This window comes from Pseudobdellovibrionaceae bacterium, assembly GCA_023954155.1.
Classification (GTDB): domain Bacteria; phylum Bdellovibrionota; class Bdellovibrionia; order Bdellovibrionales; family UBA1609; genus JAMLIO01.
Genome location: JAMLIO010000004.1, coordinates 240,129 through 260,610 on the forward strand (window position 1 = coordinate 240,129; position 20,482 = coordinate 260,610).

Sequence of the window (20,482 nt, forward strand, 5' to 3'; positions counted from 1 at the left end):
TCGTTGCTCCTGTTTTTATCTTGGCAGAGGATTTATAACAATTTCGTACTCAAAAGGGGTGCGCCCTTGGCTGTCTTGACCCGAGACTGCGCGTTTAGCAATTTTATTTTGTGAGGATAAAGACTTCAGAGTCTCTTCAAGAGACAGAAGTTGGGCCGTGCTTTCTGCGTAACCTGAAATAAAAAGTTTTTTATCACCAATGTTCAAGGATTCAATGTCAATTTTAAGCCGACCGCGAGGAGGGGCCTTAGCGTGCAGTTCCCGAAGAAAGTAAGACGCCTGCTGGTACTTTTCCATATTTTGCAGTTTAGCTAGAAGATCCTGGCGTTGTTTGGAGTCACGAATGTAGCGATTGAGGTTGCTCACATTGGACTGAGCCTTAGGTAAACCTGTCACTTCACTTCCTACGTCTTTCATTTTCTTTAGGGCCAGCTCAGAAAGTTCATAACTCCATTTTGAACGCATGATTCCCCAAGCCAGCATCAGGATAAAAACCACAGCTAAGAGGCGAAGGGTGTAAGACCATTTTTCAAAAAAGATTTTTAAGTTTTCATTGGAGATAGAAAATTCTTGCTTACGTAAGTCCAAAGCAGGGTTGCGAGGTTTGCGTAAGCCCTCGAGGGCCATTCCTAATGAGGTCATGTGGGCGATCGGAGAATTTTCGGCTTTAAAATTCAGTTCTGGGAACTGATGAACACTGGTGATGACATTGGTGGCAATTTGAAGATGCTGAGTAAGATAAGGTCCTACGTTACGCAGACGAGAAGTTCCACCTAGTAATCCCACTGCGCGCACCTGCACACTGTATTTGCTTTTGATTTCCAGTAAGGAGATTTGCAGTTCCTTTAACAAAGGAATCATAGCCCCCTTAAGAACATTGGATAAACGTCCCAGTTCAGGTGAAGGGCTTTGATCTTTAAGGATCAACACACCAGACTTGTGGAGCATCTGTACTGCTTCTAAGTAATGGATCTTATATTCATTGCAAAGGGCTGTGATCAGATCGTGCCCCCCCCAACTGATCTCGCGACATTCAATCAATTCACCTTCTCGGCGCACGATAAGGGTGGTGGAAAGATGTCCCAAAGTTAAAATGGCTTCCCCTGCGGTGAACTCTTTAGGTGTTAAAGGCTCAGAGCTTTGTTGGGACTGAGGTTGTTCATCTTCAAAGTCAAGATCTTCAAATTCAACAGGTGTAGGATCTTTAAGGGGTGGTGCAAAGACATTGTCAAAAATATTATTCGTAGCAATCCCTTGCACCGTTAGGACGCTGGGATCAATGCCACCATCACTTAGAGTTTGCAAAAGTTTTTTAATATTTTCCCTACGACTGGCTACCGCTAAAACTTCATGCCCATTGGGATGGGTCTTTAAAATACGAATATCATGCAAAGACTCATCAGGGTCTAAGGGCGAAACATCAGCTAAAGCAAAAGGGATGCTCTCTAAAATTTTAAAACGAGGAGCAGGGGGTTGAATGATTTTATGAATGCTTACCTGTCGTGAGGGTAAGCCACAGACATAATTCACTTCTGGGTCCACTGAATAATGAGCGGAAACTTTTCTTAGAATTTCAATGACCTCAATGGCAGTGTCTTTAGTGGGATCGACACTGAGGGGGTACTCCTGCATACTCAGAATAGAGATATGCTGGTTCGAGTTTTTGATCTCGACCACCTTAATGCTGTATGAACCAATGTCTATTCCAACTACTTTCAAATATTTAACCCTCTGTCCTTTAGTATAAGCAGAATTATTCAGAGATTCATTATTGATTTTTAAATAATGCGTTATTGCCTAGACCTAGACCATGGGTTGGCTATCGGGAGCCCTCTAGGCATAATGACACTATGAATTTTGGAGACAAGGGCCGCGCTATAAACAACTCTGTGCTCATTTTTTATGATAGGGATTGTGGTTTTTGTAATGCGTGGGTGAGTTTTTTTTTAAAGCGTAACAAAGGACTATTTTATTTTGCCCCTTTACAAGGCGAAACGGCACGTAGGACTCTGGGGGAACAGAGTCCTTTGCTCCGTAGTTTAAACACTTTGGTGGTGAAAACCCAAACAGATCAAATTTTAATCAGATCCACTGCGGCTCTGTATCTCTTTTCCTTATGTGACCCGCTACTGTCTTGGGCGGCTTACTTCCGTTTTGTCCCTCGGTTTTTGCGTGATGGGGTTTATAGATTCATCTCTTGCACTCGTCATCTTTGGGGGAAAAAGAACTTCTGTGTGCTGCCCACGCTAGAGCAGCAAGTCTACTTCTTAAATTAGGCAGGGAAGGGTCTCAATCAGTGTTTTGACCGTGACAGAGAGAGAGGGGCCGCACCCCTAAACAGTAAGGTAGTCGCCAGCAAACTCTATGCGTATTAAGCTCAGTACACCTTCATAAATACGACAGTGGGTGGTCCTTTGGGAATATTCCGAGGAGTCTTTTGAGTTGCCGCCCCTCCAGTGGTGGGATTGCTGCCTGGAGTTTGGGGGTCGTTACCCGTTCCACTTTGTGGGGCTCCTCCTTGTTCTTTCTCTTCTTTTTCTTTAAGTTGTGCTACGGTGTCGTTAAGCAGAGCATTTTGATCAAAGACATAGGCTTCGATGGTTTTGCTGATGCGTCCTGAGTTGCCCGTGCTTTCAATTTTAAAGTTCGCGACTGCCGAATACACAATAGGAATCTTATTGGGATTAAAACTAGCGTAAGTGCCTAAATAACTTTCTACAAATCCTTTAAATAAAGACTCGTTAAAGGGTCCGTGTTCAGGATCCTGTCGGCGTTTGATCAGCTCCTTAACAATTTCAGGAGTCATATTGGGGTCTAAGGACAATAAGACCTCTTCTTCAGCTTGGTTAATATTCACACCAGGGTTACCCATGATGGTGACATTGGCTTCAAGCACCTGATAGATGTCCTCTTTCATTCCTTGTACGAGCATCATTTCTTCTTTGGTTTTAAAGAATAAATTAGGAGGCAAGTTCTTTTCGCCTAGTGAGGAATAGTAAGACGACTCATCTCCTCCGCGTAAAGATTCGTTGCCTGCATCCATCCAGTCTGTCAGATGATCAATCATCTCTTCGATCTCGTTGATGACGTATTGGCTAGAGAACTCTTCGTCTTCGTTGATCTTGCGTCTGAAGACTTCTAAAAGTTGAGTCTTAGTAGCTTGTGCTAAGGCCTCAGAGGGTGAGGCGAGGTTATTGATGTTAATTTTAGCCCCCATATCTTCAATCATAGGAGCATACTGCACTTTCTTTAAAAAGGTTTCAGCTAAAGCGTCGTTGAGCTGGCTTTGTGCCACCATACCTGCTTCATCAGGAAGTACAGGTGGCCATACAAAGGGAAACTGCCAGAGAATATCTACTTTTTGTGCATAGCCAGCTGCTGCATCTCCGAGTTGGTCCATTTGATTGCGCACCTGTTGGTAGGCCTTAACTCTTAAGAGGCTCACGTCTAAGCCAGCCTTGGCCGCATAATAGGCTTTCAGTTCATGCACATCTTGCGAGGACACAATAGAAACATAAAGTGTTTCTTTTGAGATTTCAAACAGCACAAAACTCATCAAGGCCACAAAAAACACGGCCATCATGATCGCAACACCTTTTTGGTTTTCCTTATTTTGTGAAATCATCTTCCGCCTCCTCCTGTACCACTGCCAGGAAAAAGTCTTCGGGGGGTAAAATTACCTCCGCCTTGGTTGTTTCTTTGCAGGCCTTGCCCAAAAGGGGAGGTGCCGTTTTGAGGAACAATCCCTGGTCCTCCTCCGAGTGGGCTTGTGTTGCCTCCCGCGGCCCCAGGGGCTAAAGGAGATTCAAGAGGATTGCCTTGCGAGTTCATCTGAATGATGGTTTTTACATTCACATTATTAGTAAAGTAAATTGGGATATAACTGATGATATCAAAGGTCTTTTTATTTTGACCTGTTTTATCCAGAGCGCGTTCTATTTCCAGTTCAAGTTGTACGGCTAAAGGTAAAGAGTCACGGGTGACATCGTCTCCGTTTTGGTCTGACATCCATCGTTCAATCCACTCAATATTTTCACCACGCACCCTAAGATATTTAAGTTCAAATCTGGTGACGTCTTCAAGCAAAACGCTGGCATCGCCCCCCACATTGACCTCGCCGTCCAAAAAGTAGGAGAGACGTCGCCATAAACAATTTGTACTTTCGTTGCGATTGGCCCTGCGACGACAGGTGTCGGTGTAATATCCCACCTCAACAAGGTCACTGGCTTTGACGTTTTTGCGAATTTTAACACCACTTACGGAGGTAAAATCAATTTTATTTTTTTCGCCTAAAAATTGGGTGACGATCAGTTCTTCGCGTGGTTCGTAAGTTGGGGGAGGAAGAGGGTTTTGGGGCCCAGTACCAGCACCTTGATCATTGGGGTCAGGATCGCTTCCATCATTGGGATTAGTCTGTTGTGTTTGCCCCTGATTCACTTGGCTTTTCTGCCATTCACGAATGCGTTCTCTTTGGGCTTCGTTGTAAACTGCAATGTAAATATCTCTGGTGTTAAAGGCACGACTAATATCGGATTTGATGATGCGGGCTGCGGCTTTAAGTTCTCTGGACTGCTCCACTTCAATGCGAATCTTTTGACTGCGTTGTGTAGTCGTCTTCATCATTTCGCTGGTGAAGTAACCTAAAAAAGCTAAAATCGTCAGCGCAATCATCAACTCGATCAGAGTAAAACCTTGTAGCGCGCGGAGGGAAGCGTAGGGCTTTGCAGAGGAAGTAAAAAATATAACATTAGGCCCCTTCAAAACCCACCTCCGCTGCTTTCGCCTTGATTTCCTCCACCTAATGCCCCACCCAGTCCTTGTTGAAGACCATTGCCCCCGCCTGTACCAGGAAGTCCCATAGTGAGGTTGCGATCATAATCCACGAAGTAAGTGGCAATATCAAAATTTAGGGGTTCCATATTGCCCTTTTGATAGATCACAGTCACTTTGACTTCTTTGATCGAGGCCACAAGGTAATCTCGGAATTGTGACATCACGGCCACAAGCATTTGGTCTTCACCGTCTGTGTTGACAATAGAGGTGAGGTCAGGAAGTTCAATGTTTTTAGCTTCCCACTCCCAACGATAATCTTCATACCGCGAGCCTTCAAAAGTTCCGCTTTGCAACTGTTCAATAGGTAAGGAAGGAACATCTTGTCCATAACGGGCTTCCACTTCGAGCATTTTAAGTTGTAAAAGTTGAACCACTTCTTCTTTAATTTTAGACTTTTGATAACGGCGCACGTTACCTGACCAACTGCTGGCAATCAAAGCAGATAAAGTGGCCAGAATGGCCACGGCAATTAAAACTTCTACTAATGTGAAACCAGATGAAATTGGTTTTTTTTGAGAAGTACAGGTCACTACTTTTGATCCTCCAGCTCTTCAATATCAATATGCCCGTCAAAGATATTGATGGCTCCAGTCAGTGGGACTGTGGCCAGAGTCCATTTAAGGGCCTCATCATCAGTTTGAACCTGAATGACGGCGAACTCAACTAAGCCTTCAGGGAAAAAATGAATGGCGATCTCACCCTCGGTGAAATCCTCTTTAATCCCTTGCAGTTGAACTTTTTTGACTACGAGGTTTCCAGGAAAATCTTTGCCATTAGGGGGAGTGAACTTCGTATCCACCTTAAAGGGGTTGGTCTTTTGATATTCTTCTTCTTGATCTTCACGCATATCCTTGCGGTTTTGAATGAATTTGAGCCGTTCATCGGGATCATCTAAAAGCACTTTTTGTGGGGCTGTGTCCACCCAATAAAAAGTCCTTTGTGTACGAGGTTCGATATCAAACACCAAACGATAAGTGGCATTTTTTAGAAGAGCCTGATTTTGAATCTCACGCGCCATAAGTGAAAATCTGCGCACTTCCGCACGAATCTCACGGTCGCTTTTAGAAAACATGGTAGGAACTAAAATGGCGGCAATGCCGCCCACAATCAACAGAACAATTAAGAGTTCCATTAAAGTGAAGCCCACAGCGGAAAAGACTTTACTGTTCTTAAACAAAGAGTAAAGCGGGTAAGCTGTGGACTTCTTAAACATGGAGGTCCTTTAACTGTTAGATTTCATCAAAAGAGATGTCTTCGTCATAACCCGATCCACCCTCTTGACCATCTTTGCCAAAAGATTTCAAAACAAAACCGCCACCTTCAAGCTCGTAAATAAAATCTCTATTCCAAGCGTCTTTAAGATCTTTGCCGCCTCTCATGTAAGGTGTAGGGCCCCAGTTGTCGCACACATCTTCGCTAGGTTTTTGTATAAGTTGATCTAAAGAGGTAGGGTATTGGTTGCAATCTCCATAAAAAGATTCAAGAGCAGTAGATACTTTACCCATAGAGATTTTTGTCATACGCACATTGGCTTTGTCTCTTTGACCTGTCACGTTGGGTAATAATAAGGCCATAAGACCGCCTAAGATCACCAGAACGATCATGATTTCGACTAAAGTAAAACCTTGTTGAGATAGTGTGGGTTTGTTTTTTTGCACAGTAAATCCTCCGAGTGTGTATATTATGATAAACTTCATTTTTGTCTTATGTATATTAGCCTGCAAAGTTTTGCATTTCAAACATTGGAACAATGATTGAGAAAACCACGATAGCAATAACGCCACCCATCATGATGAGCATCACAGGTTCTAATAAAGAGGTGAGCCCTTCAATCTCGTTTTTGACTTGAAAGTCATAGGCGTCACTGACTTGGTTGAGCATATTTTCCAGCTCGCCAGTTTTTTCACCCACGTTGATCATGTGGATCACAATAGGGGGGAATTGTCCTGATTTTTTTAAAGGACCCGCAATGGATTCCCCTTCGCGAATGTTTTCGCGGGCTTTGTCCACGGCTTTGGCCAGAACTTCATTGTTCACCACGTTTCTCACTATGGCTAGGGAATTTAGCATAGGCACACCCCCAGCCAGTAGGGTAGAGAGGGTTCGAGTGAAGCGACTCACAGCAATGATACGGGCTAATTTTCCAATGACAGGTAAGTTTAAGACAATGGCGTCCCAAGATTCTTCGCCTTTTGGAGTGCGTTTCCACGAGATGAAGATGGCGACAGTAATACCAATAAGAATCAGCATTCCCAACCAGTTAGCGACAACAAAATCACTTAAATTAAAAACCACTTGTGAGATCCATGGCAGTTCCAGTCCTTCTTCGGCATCAAACACTTCACGCATTTTAGGCACAAGGAACACAAAAAGACCGATCATCACTAGAATGGTAAAGCTGATCATAATGCTGGGGTAAATCATAGCAGACTTAACTTTGCTGCTTAACTCATGCTGTGCTTCTAAAAATTCGGCCAGACGAATGAGAATCACATCCAAAGTTCCTGACATTTCCCCCGCTTCACACATAGAGACATAAATCTTATTAAAAATCTTGGGATACTTTAAAAGTCCTTTATAGAAACTTCCCCCTTCGTTCACAAAATTGCGGATATCTGCAAAAGCCAATTTTAATTTTTGGTTTTCAGACTGTTCTGCAACGGCTCCTAAGGCTTCGACTAGGGGAATGGAAGCTTTAAGCAGTGTAGCCAACTGACGTGTAGTTTGCGATAGGTCTTGAATGTTCACTTTGGCATTAGAGCCAGTAGCCGTGCTGCCTTTGCTTTTCTTTTTGGTTTTGTCTTTAATTTCGCTGGCAAAAATCCCGTCTTTTTTGAGTTTTAAACGAGCCGCACGAATATTCTCAGCGTCAGTTTGGCCTTTGACCGTGCGTCCCTGTTTGTTGATTCCTTTGTATTCAAAAATCGGCATTTAAAGACGGCTCCTTAGGTGTCTACTTGTGTATTAGCGAGAACCTCTTCGATGGAAGTCACACCTTCCATAGCTTTATTGATCCCATGCTCTCTAAAGGTGATCATTCCGTTTTTAATAGCCTGTTTGCGAATGGTTCCCCCATCTTCACGAGTCATGATCAAGGAACGAATCTCATCATTTACAAGCAAAAATTCTTGAATCAAGGTACGACCTAAATAACCTTTTTGATTGCATTGCGAGCACCCTACGGGACGACAGAACTTGGCCCCTATCACATCAGAACGATTAAGTTCTAAAGAGGTCAGCTCAGCATCTGTAGGTTCATAATGCTCTTTGCAATTAGGGCAAAGAACACGCACCAGACGCTGGGCAATCACACCTAAAAGAGAAGTGGCAATCAGAAAGGGTTCACACCCCATATCAATCAAACGGGGAAACACCCCAGAAGAGTCGTTGGTGTGAATGGTCGAGAGCACTAAGTGACCCGTAAGAGAAGCGTTGATGGAAATTTCTGCGGTTTCAAGGTCACGAATCTCCCCCACCATCACGATGTTAGGGTCTTGACGTAAGATGGCTCTCAGTCCTTGAGCAAAGGTCAGTCCAATGCGGTGATTGACTTGAATCTGACCTACGCCATGAATTCTTTGTTCCACAGGGTCTTCGACTGTGACAATGTTTTTATCCACGGTGTTGATCTTTTGTAAGCAGGAGTAAAGGGTGGTGGACTTCCCCGAACCCGTAGGACCTGTGACCAGCATAATGCCGTAGGTCTTTTGCAGCACCTTATCAATCTGCACCAGCGACTCTTTAGAAAATCCTAATTGATTTAAATCTAAAATCACATTGGACCTGTCTTGCAAACGCATCACGATGCGCTCTCCGAAAGCGGTGGGCACGGTACTTAAACGCACATCAATGTCTTTTCCCGCAAGTTTTAATGGAATCCGACCATCTTGAGGAAGACGCTTTTCTGCAATGTTAAGGTTGGCCATCACTTTAATTCTAGAGGTGATGGCATTTTGCAATTTTTTGGGTGGCTTAAAAATATCAAAGAGCACACCATCAATACGAAACCGCACTACCATGTCTTTTTCGTAGGGTTCGATGTGAATATCTGAAGCCTTTTCTTTGACGGCACGGAACAGTAAAGAGTTGACCAGTTTGATCACAGGCGCGTCGTCTTCGTCAGCATCTAAAAGATCAATCACAGGATCATCAAGATCATACTCTTCTTGAGCAATATCCTCTAAACCTTTGAAGTTAGCCGTACTTTTTTCATAAACTTTGTTGATCGCCTCTTTGATCACAGGGCTTGTGGTCACAATAGATTTTACGGGACGACCAAAGATCACTTTAAGATCATCTAGAACGCGATAGTTTAAAGGATTGGACACCAAAACTTTAATATGTGTCTTCTCGTCTTTAAAAGGTAAAACTTCATGGGTTTTGGCGAAGTTAATAGGAATATCGCGTACAAGATCAGCAGAAATGTCGTTGTACGGAATGTCCTCCATATATTCAAAATTTAATAGACCACAAAGTTGTTTGACTATTTCGTCGGCAGTTTTAAGTGATTTGCCTTCGAGTTCATTAAAGAGAGTTTGCCCATTAGCAAGACGAGTCCTAAATAAGGAGTCTAGCTGTGTTTTATTTAAGCTAGTGCTTCGGAGCAAAATTTGATCAAGGGACATTTTGGCCATAGGGCTATTGTGTCTTAATTCTTCACAAAAGAAAAGCCCCTACATGTGTGACCAGAATGGGACCAAAAAAAAGTAACACGACCATGGTCTGGTGTAACTTAAAACTTTTTTTACTGGCAATAAGTTGGTAATCTATTTGGGAGTGTAATACTAAAGTTTGAGAGAAACTTTTGAGGCTTTAGACATTAACAACGAGGCGCGCATCTTTGAGTAAAACAAAAAGACCTCCTTTTGAAGGACTTTACATTTATATATTTCTTATTCTGCTCGCATTTGTTCTGGCAGATCTTGCTGTCATTCGTATGCAAATGTATTTGGAAGGTCAAAAGTCTCCTGCCACAGGCGCTGGTGCCAGCATGAGAATGGCGGGGGGGCCTAGTCAAAGAACACCCACACCACCTGATAAGTACAGAATCATTCCTGATCGCAACCTTTTCAATGCTGATGGCTTAATTCCTCCTCCTATTGGAGCGGGTGATGGAGGACTTGAGGTTGATAACGAGTCAGGTCCTGTGAAAACAGATTTACCAATTCAATTACTAGGAACCATTGTGCATGCAAACCCCTACAGGTCTATTGCCAGTATGCTTTTGCAAGGAGAGAGTGAACCCGATGCCGTCAAAGTGGGCGATCCTTTAAAGGACTTAGCTGAAGTTTTAGGAATCTTTAGACGACGAGTGGTCTTTAGAAATTTAAAAAATCAACGCTTAGAATACATCGAGATCCCAGAAGATCAGATCATTGCAGAACGCAGTAAAGCTCCGAAGATGCCTGTGATGAATGCAGGTGGACCTAAAATTGATCGCAAGGGCAATGAATTCACAGTGAATCGTATGGATGTGAAAAATCAGTTGGACGATTACATGAGTCTAGCACGTACAGCTCGAGCGGTTCCTCATATTGATCCGCGTACAGGCGAGATGACAGGCTTTAAGATCACACGTATGGCGCCAGGCAGTCTGTTTCAAACTTTGGGATTGCAACCTGGGGATGTGGTCACGGGAGTGAATGGCGAAAACATTTCGTCAGCCAATAAAGCTTTAGAAATTTTTGGAATGTTAAAGAACCAGGTTGATTCTGTGGATAAGGTTTCAATCAGTATTCAGAGAAACGGCAGTAACCAAGAATTGAGTTATAATGTTTCGGATTAGGAGGATCCAATGTTAGCCAAAATGTGGATGTGCGCTCTCAGTGCCATTGTTCTGTTCGTGGGGACAAGTGTGTCTCACGCACAATTTAACGATCCTAATCAATATCGACCAGATACGGAAGAGGCTGCTGTGCCCGTGTCACCAGGTGGTGTACCTCTGAGCCGCGCCCATCCTGAAGACATCACGGATAAAAATTACCCTGATCTGATTGAAAACTTTGATTATCCTGATGTGGACATCAGAGACCTAGTGAAGGTGATGAGTGAACTTACAGGGAAAAACTTTATTGTTGACCCTACGGTGCGCAGTAAAAAGATCACCATCATTGCCCGTTCCCCGATCACTGTGGCTCAAGCCTATAAGGCCTTCTTGTCGGCTTTAGCGATTAACCAGATCACAGTGGTTCCTAGCGGACCTTTTTTAAAAGTGGTCAATGCCAAAGAAGCTCTTAAGGACAGCATTGAGACCTATTCTGGGGCTTACTTTCCGAACTCGGATCAAATGATCACAAAGATCATCAAGCTTCGTTATATTCCCGCCTCAGAGTTAGATAAAAGTTTAAGATCTTTATACTCTAGAGACGGTGACATTAAACCCTATGAACCCACCAATTCTTTAATCATTTCGGATTATGGTTCTAACGTGGATCGTATGGTGAAAATCATTGAACAGCTCGATGTTCCTGGGTTTGAAGAAAAGATGGAAGTGGTCCCGATCTTGTATGCTGTGGCCAAAGATATTGCTGACCTGATCAATGACATCATCAATAAGGGTGAGGGTAACAATAGATTTGGTGCAGGCGGGGGAGTGCCTAGATTCCGTCGAGCAGGAAACCAAACCGACAGTGGAGTTTCAAGTTCTGTGAACCTGTCTTTTGTCACCTCTGATCCACGTACTAACTCAGTGATTGTTGTGGGGAACCAAGAGGGTATTGGAAAAGCGAAAGGTTTGATCAAGCAATTGGACTTCAGTATCAATGCTGATGCCCAAGGTGGAGTGTATGTGTATTACGTGAAGCACTCCAATGCTGAAGACATTGAAAAGACTTTAAGTGGTATTGCTGAGGAGTCTAAAAAAGTTGCAGAAAAAAACACTCCAGGTCGTAACGCTAATAACAATATGATGGTCTTACCAGAAACAGCTCTACCTACATCTTCTGCGGCGATCTTTAAGAATGATGTGGTAATTCGTGCAGATAAAAACACCAACAGTTTGATCATCACGGCTAGCAAGCAAGACTATGAGCGCATTTCAAGCATTCTGTCTAAGATTGATATTCCTAGAGATCAGGTGTTTGTGGAAACCATCATTATGGAAATTGACTTGAACAAAACCCGCGAAATTGGGGTGAGTGCGTTCAACTTGATTCCTGGTGAAAAGCAACCCGATGGCTCACAAAGTATTGTGGCTCGCCAAGGATTCCAAGGAACGACGAATGCTTTAGCTGAGATTTTAGATCCTACGAATAACCCTTCAGGTGGGGGTGTGTTCACCTTTGGCGCTGGGACAGAATTTTTATATAAAGACCTTGCTACAAATAAACTTTTCTCTGTGACCTCTATTCTGGGTTTAGTTAAAATGATTCAGACTTCAAGTATTGGACATGTTTTGTCTACGCCTAAGATTGTGGCTATGGATAACGAGAAGGCCGTGATTGAAGTGGGACAGGAGTTCACCATTAAGAGTGGGACAACAACCATGAACAACATGGTTCAAAACAATATTATTTCTAAGACGGCAACAATCAAACTGGAGATTACACCTTCTATTAACCCAGGTTCAGACAGTGTGCGCTTAAAGCTCAATCAAATTGTCGATCAACCTGGTGGTGTGGATGAAAACGAAAACCGAATCATTGAAAAGAAAGGGATTGAAACCAATATTGTGGTGAACAATTCTGACACCGCCGTGCTTGGGGGACTGATCAATGATGTGGACGCCGTGGTCACCAGTAAAGTTCCTCTGCTTGGAGACATTCCCATTTTAGGTTGGCTCTTTAGATCGCGTAAAGTGACAAGCAGTAAAAAGAACCTTGTGGTGTTCATCACACCTAAGATCGTAAAAAACCCTGCGGTCATGCAAGGTTTAGTCAAAGAAGAGCTTGATAAACGTATTGACTTTATCAAAAAAGAAGCTCGTGGTGTGGATCCTTACGGAGCCAAAGTGGATGAGCTGAGCCGAGTGGCCAACCCCTTAAATCCTAATGACAATTGGGATGGGGAAATTCAAAACACTCCAGACAATACAGACATCCCTTTTGATGAAGGTACTTCTGATGATGGTTATCAAGACGAGGATTTTGAAGACTTCTTTTCTGAATCTCCAGGAGGGGAGTCCTTATAAATCTAGCACTCAACGAAGAGCGTTACTAGATTTTGCGGTAAAGGTTTGATCAGCATCGTTTTTATAAATCTAGCTCTCTGAGAATACGCTTTACTGTAAGCTCTTCAATCCAGAGATTAAAAATTTCACAAGCTTAAGAAGGCCTTTGTTTCAAAGGCCTTCTGTCATATTATGGGTCAAGTAAGAGGTTATAAGAGGGCGACTTAAGCTCTTATTTCAGCCTCAAGATGCTATTTTGGTTGCGGGGAGAAGAACATTGAAGGATACGGCTGTCATATTTGGTGATAAAGTCTTTATGAAGTCCTCTTTGATTCGCCAAAACCTTGTAAGAATTCCAGAAATTTATGACTATTTAAGCAAAGCCCAAAAAGTCTGGGACAGATTACAGGGTGTAAAATCTTTATCTTTTCATAATGCTTTTTATCGTAGCGAAGAGTTTTTTGAATCCCATAAAGAGGTCTTTGATCTTTTGACTGACATTGTTCAACTGGGAATGCTGTGTCGTTTAGAGGCTAAAGGGTTAAAATTCAAATACGTGGTTTCTTCTTTAGATAATACCAAAGCCGATCTGGTGTATTTAAAAAAGTTAAGTTTCGAAGAGATGGTGCAAAAGAGTTCTGCTGTGAAAGCGTATTCTCAAGAAGCACAAAATAAAATCAGACTCATTGGTCTTGCCCCTAGTAAATCCAATCAGTATCGTATTTTTAGAAAATCAGACTGTGGACTTAAATTATTGGAAATCAGCACAGATATAAATCAAATCGTGGAAAGCCATCTTGAAAATGCAGACATTTATAATTTAAGTTTAGGTCACTCTACACAGATTCAAACTCTCTTAGATCAAAACTCTGTTCCGATTTTTGATTTCGCTCAAACAAATGGGCAAATGCCAGAATTCACAGAGAGCTTGATTCTATAACTTTGTTCACAGAGAGCCTCATTCTTTAATTCTGTTTTAAGCAAAAGTGAGTGCCTCAAATTCTGGTGTTGGTGCCAGCCAATAAGATTTTAAAAATTCTGGAGGGTTCTCCTGTGGAGGCAGGATCAAATAAAAATCCATAGGTAGGCCCCCGTACATAAAACACTTTGGCGGACGAGAGATCAAGTTCCCCGCAAAGTGAGTATAGCTGATGATCTCTTTTTTCTTGCGGATAAATTTATATACGTGTCGAAGTAAGGTCTCAAAAATATCCTGATTGGAAGCCTCGATGTTAGACAGATATAAATTGGGAATAGGTTGATTCTTTTTAGGGGGTGGAGTGGCCAAATTGAACCAAGAAAAGAACCTTTGGATATAGTGATAGTTTTCCACTTCAGGGGTGACCTCTAACATGATGTCAGAGCGATAATGATCCAGTTCAAGAGGTAAGAAATGCCCTACAACGTGCTCATTAAAATCCAGTGCAATCCAAAATGAATTGCGATCGTGAGAACCTTGCTCGATCAGTTTTGTGAGTCGGTGTTCATCCCACACTTCTTTTAGCTGACGCCCCAGTTGCTGTCTGTTGGTGAATTCTAAAATCTGTGGAATGTCTGAGAGAGTCGCTTTACGAATATGCACGGACTTCAAAGCTTTGGAACGCCAAGGAATGCGCCCGTGTAGATTGATGTAACTGGCTTTACGCACAAGATAAAAACGAGGCATCTCATCTCGCAATTTGACTGCTTGTCTGAATCTACGAACTTCTGATCTTAAAGAGTGAAATGTAAAAGAAAAAATATATTTGCAGTTATGCTTTTGCATGCTTTCAGTAAACTGCGGTAAAAGATTTTTAGTCCAAAGCAGAGTGGATTTAGCATCGGGTTTGACCCTCATAAAACTGGTGACTCCCACATTTTGCTCTTCACCTTCGATGATCATTTTTTTAAACAACAGAGACCCAACTGCACTCACACTGTCTTCGTGACTTAAATACCATGTTTCATGATCGGGACTGACCATATTTAAAAAATTTTGGTAACCCTGATTGAAGGTGTGTTTGATGCCAATAGGAGGTGGGGGAACCACTTGGTGACTTAAGAACTCTTCCACGCGTTTGTAATCTTCAAATGTCACCGCTTTTCGAATATCCATGAATTTAGTCAGCTCCCCACAATGTTTCGGCCACCTGAGCTTGAAAGTTGATATATCTCGCCAGCACAAAGCAGTAGTCGCTTAAGCGATTGATGTAAGCGATCCATATAGGTTTATGGTCTTCGATGGAATAGATCAGACGTTCCGCGCGTCGACATACAGTGCGGGCGATGTGTGCACTGGCAGCCGCAGGATGTCCACTAGGGAGAATGAAGTTTTTAAGCGCAGGCAGACTTTGATCCATAAGGTCGATCTGTTGCTCTAGGTTTTGGACCAGCGCAGAGGAAAAGTCGGCCAGCTGAAATTTTTGACGATGTTCATCTGTGGCACAAGCAATGTGACTGCCCAATAAAAATAATTCGGATTGAATGCGTTTAAGAAGGTCGTTGATCTCGTGGGGCCACGATGCTGAAGAGGTAGTAGGAGGAGAAGGTGGTGGGGGTGCCACGGATTGTTGCAGCTCACTCCTGACTTTGCCAAGCCAAGAATTAAGCTCATCCACCGTTCCATAGGCTTCAAGTTTGATGTGATTTTTAGGAACTCGGCTTCCACCCAGCAGTGAGGTGGAGCCTTTGTCGCCCGTTTTGGTATAGACTTTCATATTCCGCCTTTTGTTTTTTAACACTGATACTTTTGCTAGCTTACAAAAGTGCCCAAAAACATCAACTTCTAAAGATCATTTTAGCACAAAAGCTCCCATCTTTTAATGACACGCTTCTCAGTCGTGGACCTTGGCTCATTCCATCTTTTCGATCCCCTAAACTTAGTGTAAGGTGACCTAGTTTTAAATTAGAAAACCCCTGTGGGACACGTAGGAAGGTCATGATGAAGGATCTCAGATTATTTTTGTCTTCTCCTCACTCAGGAGAAGCCGTACCTAAAGAAGTCACTTGGTTACAAGATCTAAACGAAACGGTTTTAATGTGTGATGTGGATCGTTATGTCGATCAGCTTTATCGTCCTGTCCTACAAAAATTAGATTTGCCTTTGATCTGTGCACGTTGGCATCGTTATTTTTCTGATGCCAATCGCTTACCTGGGGATGTGGATCAATCTACAGTCAAGGGACATGCAAATCCTGCGGGGACTTTTCCTTCGGGACTCATTTGGCAAGTGACTACAAAAGGCGATGTGCTGGTAAAAGAACCCATTTCGCCTGAGTTCTATGAAAAACTTTTACAGAATTATTATTCTGAATTTCATAATGATGTGAAGGCCAAGTATGCGCAGTTCTTTCAGGATTCTCCAGATGAGAGAGTTTATCATATTGATTTACACAGTATGCCTTCAGTGGGCGAACCCACAGGTCGCATTCATCGAGACCCTGGGGAGCGTCGCAAAGAGATTGTAGTGAGTGATCAAAAGGGTCAAAGTGCGGCTCCTGAATTTGTGAAATTGATTATTGATTCTTACTCGCAAGCAGGATTTGATGTGGGATATAATTGGCCATATTTTGGGGGACGTGTTACCCAAACTTATGGTCAACCCGAGCAAGGACAGCATTGTGTGCAGGTCGAACTGCGTCGTGATTTGTACATGGATGAAAATACAAAACAAAAAAATGAAGGTTTTACTAAGACTCAAGAAAAGTTAGCTCAGGCTATAGAATTAATTTCTCAAGGGATGAAGGATATTTCTTAATGATCAAATGGCTAGAAAAGATTTTTGATTTTATGGCCTCCATTCGATTGGCTGTGGTGGTGATCTTAGGACTGGGTGTGATCTCTGCCATGGGGACCATCTATGAATCTTTGTACGACAGGGTCTATGCACAAAAATTGATTTATCATTCCTTTTGGATGTGGATGGTGTTGGCTCTACTTGCGGTCAATATTACCGCCGTTCTTTTTGATCGCTGGCCATGGAAACGGCATCATGTGGCTTTTGTTCTGGCTCACGTGGGAATTTTGATTTTGTTATTTGGTTCGGTGCTGACTTATGTGTTTGGAATTGATGGCAGCATGATTTTAGAGGTGGGCGGAAAAAATCGTTATGTGCTTTTGCAACAAAATGAGTTTTCTGTTTACACCTCTATGGATGGTAGCGAGTACTCTTTGCTCCACCAAGAGCCTGTGGACTTCTTTCACCATAAATTTTCTAAAGCTCCTTACAAAGTTAAACTCTCTGAAGGCGATCTTGAGGTCCTAGCTTATCATCATTTTGCGATTTCCCAAAGAGACCTTGTGCCTGGACAAGCTTTGCCCGAACAGAGCGTGGAGAGTTATACTCCTGCTGTGCAATTTCTGCTTGAAGGCTCAATGGCCAATCAATCGGGTTGGTTATTTAAAGATCGTAAAAACTTAAAAGATAATTTTCAAATGGGTCCAGCCAGTGTGACTCTTGCGGGTGCCGACTATGAACGTACAGATGAAAATGAAATCATCTTTAGAGCCAAAGGTGATGAGCTGTTCTATGAAGTTTATCAAAAAGATAAGTCTAAACCTACCTCGACAGGAAAATGGCAAGAAGGCCAAGTGATCACCACAGGGTGGATGGATTTTAAAATTCGTGTGCTTAAGTTTTTACCTACAGCAGATGTTCGCACCATCTATACACCGCGCGATACTTATTCAGCCGTAGCCGTGAACGCCATCAAGGTTCGCTATAAAGGTGAAGAGTATGACATTGGGCTAAATGCTCCTTTAAAAATTTTTGAAAAGGACAGAGTCAATGTGATTGTGTGGGGCAGTTTGCGTTATGACATTGGCTTTGACATGCACCTGCAAGATTTTTCTGTAGGCCGCTATCAAGGGACCAACAGAGCCATGACCTATGAGAGCACGATCTCTATTGATGCTGATCCGCAGACTCATGTGATCTCTATGAACGAACCTTTTAAAAAAAATGGACTGACATTTTATCAATCCAGTTTTCAAGAGGATGAAACAGGAAGACCCACTCATTCTGTACTTTCTGTGAATAAAGACCCAGGTCGAAGTTTAAAGTATATAGGCTCTTTGGTGATCTTTTTGGGGATCATCATGCTATTTTGGTTTAAAGATGTTTATTTTAAAAAAAAAGTAGGTGAGAAATGAAAACCGTTTTATTTAAAATGGTCATGACAAGTCTTTTAGTGTTAGGTGCGCAGTCTGTGTTTGCCGCCTCTCCACTGGATGAATTGGCCATTCAAGATAAGGGACGAGTCAAACCTTTGCAGTCTTTTGCTGAAGAGACCTTGCAGTTGATTCATGGAAAGCGAACCATTAAACCCCATGACAGTAAGGATGCAAAACAAGCTAAGGTTAAACGCGAAGCCTCTGAAATCTTACTGACTTTTATGCTAGCCCCAGAACAGTGGATTCAAAATAAGATCATTGTGGTGGACAATTTAAAATTAAAAAAAGCACTGGGGTTTGAACTTGATGAGAAATACTTTTCTTTGCAAGACGTTCTGTCTTCCAAACATTTACAACCTCTGGTGCAAGAGTTAGACAACAAACGAAAAAACGAAGAGACTCTAAATCCTTTCTTTGAAGCCTTACAAAAATTAGAAGCCCAAGTGGGATACATCCGTTACATTCAATCAGGAGAGGCCTTTCGTTTTGTGCCTCCCAAGACAGGTGACACCTGGCTGCATGTTCATGAACTAGAGCCTGAACTGCAAGAGAAGTTTTCAAAAGTGCTTGCGATGTTCATCGAGTACATTTCCAATAAAGTTCAGCAAAACGATCAGGTCGAAAGCAGCCGTGTGGCACTGACGGCAGCAGTTAAGGATTTTAAAACAGCGGCTCGCGCTCATAATCCTGAAGTGTATCCCAAAGAAAAAATCTTAGACTATGAACTGACTTATAATAAATTAAGACCTTTTCGCTTAGCTTGGATTTTTTATTTGGTCGCCTTTTTAGGGATTCTCTTTTCATGGACTCTCAATCAAGAGTGGCTTTATAAAATCAGCTGGGTCTTTTCTTTTATGGGTTTAGGCGTTCATGCTTATGGTTTTGTCTTAAGGACTCTAATTTCGGGAAGAGCACCTGTCAGTAATATGTACGAGACGGTCATTTGGGTGCCACTGGGGGCTATGGTTTTTGGAATGATCATAGAGATGTATTTAAAAAATAAGTTTACGATTTTAAGTGCAAACCTTGCGGCTTTTTTAGGTTTACTTGTGGCGTCTTTGGCTCCTACAATTTTAGATCCTAGTATTCAGCCTTTAGAGGCCGTACTTAGAAGTAACTTCTGGTTGAGCACACATGTGACCACCATCACCATCAGCTATTCGGCCTTCTTTTTGGCTTTTGTTTTGGGTGACATCAATATGGTGTACTTTATTTTAAGTCCAAAAAAATGGGCCAAGAGAATCCGAACCATCAACGATTCGATTTATCGAAGCGTGCAGATTGGAGTGTTGCTTCTTGCTATAGGAATCGTGCTAGGTGGAGTTTGGGCCGACTACTCTTGGGGTAGATTTTGGGGCTGGGACCCAAAAGAGACGTGGGCTTTGATTGCCCTATTGGGTTACTTAGCGGTCTTGCACGCTAAGCTTGTGGGCTGGGTGAAGCAGTTTGGAATGAGTGCTTCAGCAGTTGCGGCCTTTTCTTTGGTGATCATGGCCTGGTATGGGGTCAACTATGTTCTAGGGAAAGGCCTTCACTCCTACGGATTTGGCGCAGGAGGTGTAGAGTATGTCAGTGTCTTTATCCTTTTGCACTTTTTGCTTGTGGGCTTTGCTTGGTTTATTAAAGAAAAGCACATCAAGGCGTCGTAGAGACTCCATAAGGACTTGGATCAAAATTGTTCCATGGTGACTCTGAAGTCTTTGAGCGCTCTACCTTAAAGAAGCCTTCTTCGGCAGGTGTGACTTGCGGTAAAATCAGTTCAGGCAGGTGAGCACTGGCCCCAAACTGTGGAGCTTCACGGTACTGAAATTTCAGCTGCATCTGCTCGCGGCTGTCACTTTCTGGAAGTTGCAGTTTGATGGCAAATCTTTGAGTGTTGGGGTTATTTAACTGGTAACGATTCAAATCAGATAAAGAGTCTTGTGTGGGGTTCAGCTTACTTTGTGCCTCAATAATTTTTCCCATGTTTTCTCTAAAAGCCTGTTCGGATTTAGACTGTAAGCTTTTATCCACGAGATGGCCTAAATCATATTTGGTATCAAAAAAGTCTTCACCACTGTCTTCCTCTTTTTTGATGGGAGTTTCGTTATCCATAAACTCACCTTTATCTTTTAATAAAGCTTTGTCTTGGGGACTCAGTGGGGTGGTGCCTTTGACTGTAGTGATAGGGTCTGCTTGAACGATCAGTTTTTTAGGCTCGCTTTTTTTAAGGGGTCTGGTCTGCGAAGGTTCTTCTGCATTGTCGGTGGGTTCAGACTGGTCTTCGTCAAAGGGTAAGGTGTTTAAGGGAGCTTCATCAGTGGTGCGCCCTGTGTCCCTAAGTGTTTCACCAAAACGGGTATTCATCCAGTCACTCAGCCAAAACCCAAGGGTGAGGGCTAACATAAATGC

18 protein-coding genes are annotated in these 20,482 nt (G+C 42.7%); 7 read left to right on the forward strand and 11 right to left on the reverse strand.

The features are described from left to right. Nucleotides 1-15: 15 nt before the first annotated feature. Nucleotides 16-1,719: a pilus assembly protein PilM gene (locus M9899_06875; GenBank protein MCO5113881.1), complete on the reverse strand. Its 1,704-nt coding sequence runs from the start codon at nt 1,717-1,719 to the stop codon at nt 16-18. A gap of 215 nt (nt 1,720-1,934) precedes the next feature. On the opposite strand from M9899_06875, the gene M9899_06880 reads away from it, so the two are divergent. After that, entirely contained in the window at nt 1,935-2,276 is a 342-nt protein-coding gene (locus M9899_06880) for a DUF393 domain-containing protein (protein MCO5113882.1), read from the forward strand. A 101-nt stretch (nt 2,277-2,377) separates the two neighbouring features. Here the strand turns inward: M9899_06880 and M9899_06885 are convergent, their stop codons facing one another. Genes M9899_06885 through gspE form a run of 7 tightly spaced genes read right to left on the reverse strand, consistent with a single transcriptional unit; the run spans nt 2,378 to nt 9,467 of the window. After that, a complete protein-coding gene (locus M9899_06885; protein ID MCO5113883.1) occupies nt 2,378-3,625 on the reverse strand; it encodes a type II secretion system protein GspK in 1,248 nt (415 codons plus the stop codon). Then, nucleotides 3,622-4,761 (reverse strand): prepilin-type N-terminal cleavage/methylation domain-containing protein, encoded by a 1,140-nt coding sequence (locus M9899_06890; protein ID MCO5113884.1) that lies wholly within the window; start codon nt 4,759-4,761, stop codon nt 3,622-3,624. Before M9899_06890 ends, M9899_06885 begins: the two co-directional genes overlap by 4 nt. After that, entirely contained in the window at nt 4,758-5,363 is a 606-nt protein-coding gene (locus M9899_06895) for a type II secretion system GspH family protein (protein ID MCO5113885.1), read from the reverse strand. The genes M9899_06890 and M9899_06895 overlap by 4 nt, the downstream gene beginning before the upstream one ends. After that, on the reverse strand, nt 5,363-6,046 hold the full coding sequence (locus M9899_06900; protein ID MCO5113886.1) for a prepilin-type N-terminal cleavage/methylation domain-containing protein: 684 nt from the start codon (nt 6,044-6,046) through the stop codon (nt 5,363-5,365). Before M9899_06900 ends, M9899_06895 begins: the two co-directional genes overlap by 1 nt. Before the next feature lie 16 nt (nt 6,047-6,062). Next, nucleotides 6,063-6,530: a type II secretion system major pseudopilin GspG gene (gene gspG, locus M9899_06905; protein MCO5113887.1), complete on the reverse strand. Its 468-nt coding sequence runs from the start codon at nt 6,528-6,530 to the stop codon at nt 6,063-6,065. Nucleotides 6,531-6,546: 16 nt separating this feature from the next. Continuing rightward, complete coding sequence (gene gspF / locus M9899_06910) at nt 6,547-7,764, reverse strand: type II secretion system inner membrane protein GspF (GenBank protein MCO5113888.1); 1,218 nt, start codon at nt 7,762-7,764, stop codon at nt 6,547-6,549. 14 nt (nt 7,765-7,778) lie between these two features. Continuing rightward, nucleotides 7,779-9,467: a type II secretion system ATPase GspE gene (gene gspE, locus M9899_06915; protein MCO5113889.1), complete on the reverse strand. Its 1,689-nt coding sequence runs from the start codon at nt 9,465-9,467 to the stop codon at nt 7,779-7,781. Between the two features lie 206 nt (nt 9,468-9,673). Between gspE and M9899_06920 the strand changes: the two genes are divergently transcribed. From M9899_06920 to M9899_06930, 3 genes are all read left to right on the forward strand, one after another. Beyond that, nucleotides 9,674-10,618 (forward strand): PDZ domain-containing protein, encoded by a 945-nt coding sequence (locus M9899_06920; GenBank protein ID MCO5113890.1) that lies wholly within the window; start codon nt 9,674-9,676, stop codon nt 10,616-10,618. Nucleotides 10,619-10,627: 9 nt separating this feature from the next. Next, the gene (gene gspD / locus M9899_06925) at nt 10,628-12,961 is read left to right on the forward strand and encodes a type II secretion system secretin GspD (protein ID MCO5113891.1); all 2,334 of its coding nucleotides are present in this window, start codon (nt 10,628-10,630) and stop codon (nt 12,959-12,961) included. 256 nt (nt 12,962-13,217) lie between these two features. After that, the gene (locus tag M9899_06930) at nt 13,218-13,880 is read left to right on the forward strand and encodes a hypothetical protein (protein ID MCO5113892.1); all 663 of its coding nucleotides are present in this window, start codon (nt 13,218-13,220) and stop codon (nt 13,878-13,880) included. A 36-nt stretch (nt 13,881-13,916) separates the two neighbouring features. On the opposite strand, the gene M9899_06935 is transcribed toward M9899_06930, so the two are convergent. Beyond that, nucleotides 13,917-15,035, reverse strand: coding sequence for a hypothetical protein (locus M9899_06935; GenBank protein MCO5113893.1), 1,119 nt, complete (start codon nt 15,033-15,035; stop codon nt 13,917-13,919). 4 nt (nt 15,036-15,039) lie between these two features. Then, the gene (locus M9899_06940; protein ID MCO5113894.1) at nt 15,040-15,636 is read right to left on the reverse strand and encodes a cob(I)yrinic acid a,c-diamide adenosyltransferase; all 597 of its coding nucleotides are present in this window, start codon (nt 15,634-15,636) and stop codon (nt 15,040-15,042) included. Between the two features lie 221 nt (nt 15,637-15,857). On the opposite strand from M9899_06940, the gene M9899_06945 reads away from it, so the two are divergent. The 3 genes from M9899_06945 to ccsA are packed head-to-tail and all read left to right on the forward strand — an operon-like array spanning nt 15,858 to nt 19,740. Further along, a complete protein-coding gene (locus M9899_06945) occupies nt 15,858-16,676 on the forward strand; it encodes an N-formylglutamate amidohydrolase (protein ID MCO5113895.1) in 819 nt (272 codons plus the stop codon). Further along, nucleotides 16,676-18,070, forward strand: coding sequence for a cytochrome c biogenesis protein ResB (locus M9899_06950; GenBank protein ID MCO5113896.1), 1,395 nt, complete (start codon nt 16,676-16,678; stop codon nt 18,068-18,070). The genes M9899_06945 and M9899_06950 overlap by 1 nt, the downstream gene beginning before the upstream one ends. Then, a complete protein-coding gene (gene ccsA / locus M9899_06955; protein ID MCO5113897.1) occupies nt 18,067-19,740 on the forward strand; it encodes a cytochrome c biogenesis protein CcsA in 1,674 nt (557 codons plus the stop codon). The genes M9899_06950 and ccsA overlap by 4 nt, the downstream gene beginning before the upstream one ends. Here the strand turns inward: ccsA and M9899_06960 are convergent. Continuing rightward, nucleotides 19,727-20,482 (reverse strand): hypothetical protein (locus M9899_06960; protein MCO5113898.1); only part of this gene is annotated, 756 nt, incomplete at its 5' end. The two genes, ccsA and M9899_06960, sit on opposite strands and share 14 nt — an antisense overlap.